This window comes from Streptomyces sp. NPDC001027 (genome assembly GCF_040299045.1).
Lineage (GTDB): Bacteria > Actinomycetota > Actinomycetes > Streptomycetales > Streptomycetaceae > Streptomyces.
Genome location: NZ_JBEPBI010000562.1, coordinates 1 through 1,549, shown reverse-complemented (window position 1 = coordinate 1,549; position 1,549 = coordinate 1). Strand labels below are relative to the sequence as shown.

The 1,549-nt window shown below is 70.6% G+C and carries 1 protein-coding gene and 1 pseudogene; both read left to right on the top strand.

Annotation, left to right across the window (positions count from 1 at the left end; translation table 11 throughout):
- A partial coding sequence (locus tag ABT300_RS43905) for an HAD family hydrolase (RefSeq protein ID WP_351688746.1) occupies window positions 1–808 on the top strand: 808 nt, incomplete at its 5' end.
- 493 nt (window positions 809–1,301) lie between these two features.
- Window positions 1,302–1,549, top strand: a pseudogene (locus ABT300_RS43900) (hypothetical protein); the annotation flags it as partial.

Sequence of the window (1,549 nt, the reverse complement as noted above, 5' to 3'; positions counted from 1 at the left end):
CCCGTCCCTGAGGCTCATCCCCTTCAAGGACACGAAGCACCACAAGGAGAGCCTCTACAGCTACTACAACCGGCTCTGCGAGATCGACGACCAGGTCTGCTACCCCTGGGTCGCCCAGGTCTTCTCCGGATTCACGCTGAAGCAGCTCAAGGGGTACGTCGACGACCTCCTGGCGTACGGCAAGCCCGTCCCGGCCGAGTACTACGACGGTGACCGGCTGACGCAGACCCAGGTGCAGCCGCCGCAGTTCTACCGGGGCATGCAGGAGCTGTACCACGTCCTGCGGGACAACGGCATCGAGGTCTACGTCGTCAGCGCCGCCGGCGAGGAGCTGGTCCGGGACGTCCTGTCCGACCCCGCACACGGCTACGGCGCCGAGCCCCAGAACGTGATCGGCGTATCCATGCTGCTCAAGGACCCGGTCACGGGGAAGCTCACCACCGCCCGCAAGGATATCTCCGAGGGCCGCTACGACCCGCGTGAGCTGGCCGACGACAAGCTGACCCCGAGCCTGTGGGCCCCGCTGACCTGGTTCCAGGGCAAGCCCGCCGCCATCAGCACGTACATCGACCAGTGGCGCAAGCCGATCCTGGTCGCGGGCGACACTCCGGTCAGCGACGGCCCCATGCTCTTCCAGTCCACCGACGTGGAGCACGGCGGTGTCAGGATCTGGGTGAACCGCAAGGACAAGTACCTCACGCAGATCCAGGACATGCAGAAGGCGAACGCGGCCCGGCAGGAGGAGCTCGGCCAGCCGGTGACCGCCGACAAGAACTGGCTCGTGGTCAAGCCGGACGAGATCCGCTGACCCACGGCCGCACCACTGCCGCACATCGGCCGCACCACGACCCAACCCGGCCGGCCGGGGCCGGGGTGGGCCGGGGCTCGGCGTCTGCGGTCCGTGCGGCTGGGCAGTCGTCAGCGCGGGCGGGGGGAGTGGCAGGTGTAGCCGTTCGGGTGGCGCGCCCGGTGTGGCGCACCCGCTGGAGTGCGCCGGACACCTGGTGCGGCGACAAGAGGCGCCTGCCCGTCCTGCTGGTGTTCAACCGCATCGGCGAGCGCAACCCCGACCGCGTCTTCCCCCGCCTGCAAGAGCTGACCCGTCAGCTGTGGCAGGGGCGGCGGCATACCGGCCTCCACGACTACTACGGGAGGATTCCGATCATCGTGACGGGGCTGAAGAACCTGCGCGAGCACGGTCCGGAAGGCTCGGTGTTCCTCCGCTTCGGCCGCGGCCGCATGCAGCCCCTGCGGGAGGCGGTCGGCAGTCCCGCCGTGAGGTGGCCGGTGCCTGTGCCCGCGTGGCGGTCGGGGTCGGGGAGGAGGAGTTCCGGGCGCGGGCGGGCTGGGCGGCTCAGGGGCAGGCGGCGAAGCAGGCAGCCGAGCGGGAGGCCCGTCGTCGCGTCTGCACCGGCTGCGGGGCGGAGTTCACCGACGAACGGTGGGGGGCGGTGCAGGGACAGGCGAAGGGCTGGGATGCCTCGAAGGACTCCCGCCCGCATGTGTGTGACGGCTGCAAGCGCGCAGCGCGGCCCGGGGCCGCCGAGGG